Genomic DNA, 1,007 nt, shown 5'->3' with positions numbered 1-1,007 from the left:
TGACCTGAGCCCCTTAACTTCCTCCAAAATTTGGTAGAGTCCGTCACGACAAGGAGACGGACGGATGAAGCGTTCACGGTTCACGGAAGAGCAGATTATCGGGATATTGAAGGAGCAGGAGGCGGGTCTGCCTACAGCGGAGGTGTGCCGGAAGCACGGCATCAGCAGTGCGACCTTTTACAAATACAAGGCCAAGTATGGTGGCATGGATGTGTCCGACGCCCGTAAGCTGAAGGCCTTGGAAGACGAGAATGCCAAGCTGAAGAAGCTGCTGGCGGAGACCATGCTGGATGTTGCCATTTTGAAGGATGTCGCTTCAAAAAAATGGTGACGCCCGACGCGAAGCGGGACGCAGTGGCTCATGCCTGTTCAGAGCATGGAGTGAGCCAGCGTCGGGCGTGTTCTGTATTGTCGGTTGACCGGTCAAGCATGCGATACCGCAGCATCCGGCCTGACGACGCTCATATCCGGGAGGCCATGAAGACGGTAGCTTCCGAGCGCCGTCGTTTCGGCTATCGACGTATCCACGTCATGCTGGAACGGCAGGGGTTAGTCATGAACTTGAAGAAGCTCAGGCGGCTCTACCGGGAAGAGAAGCTGACCGTGCGCAAGCGCGGCGGCAGAAAACGCGCCCTGGGCACCAGGCGTCCATTGGCCTTGCCGTCGCGCGCCAATGAGCGGTGGAGCCTGGACTTCGTATCCGATGCCTTCACAGATGGTCGTCGCTTCCGTGTGCTGGCCGTCGTCGACGACTTCACCCGCGAATGCCTGTGTCTCGTCGCGGACACATCGCTGTCGGGCGCGAGGCTTGCCCGGGAACTGGACAACCTCATCTCCGAACGCGGAAAGCCGAAGACGATTGTCTCGGACAACGGCACGGAGATGACCAGCATGGCCGTCCTCAAATGGTGCCAGGAGACCCATGTCGAATGGCACTACATCTCCCCCGGCAAGCCGATGAAAAATGGCTTCGTCGAAAGTTTCAACGGCAGCTTCCGCGACGAGTG

1 pseudogene is annotated in these 1,007 nt (G+C 58.6%); it reads left to right on the top strand.

Annotated features, from left to right (window positions below):
* Window positions 1-64: 64 nt before the first annotated feature.
* Window positions 65-1,007: pseudogene (locus PZ897_RS08785) on the top strand (IS3 family transposase); the annotation flags it as partial.

Source organism: Hoeflea sp. YIM 152468 (assembly GCF_029210485.1).
Lineage (GTDB): Bacteria > Pseudomonadota > Alphaproteobacteria > Rhizobiales > Rhizobiaceae > Hoeflea.
This window is presented reverse-complemented; position numbering and strand designations above follow the sequence as displayed.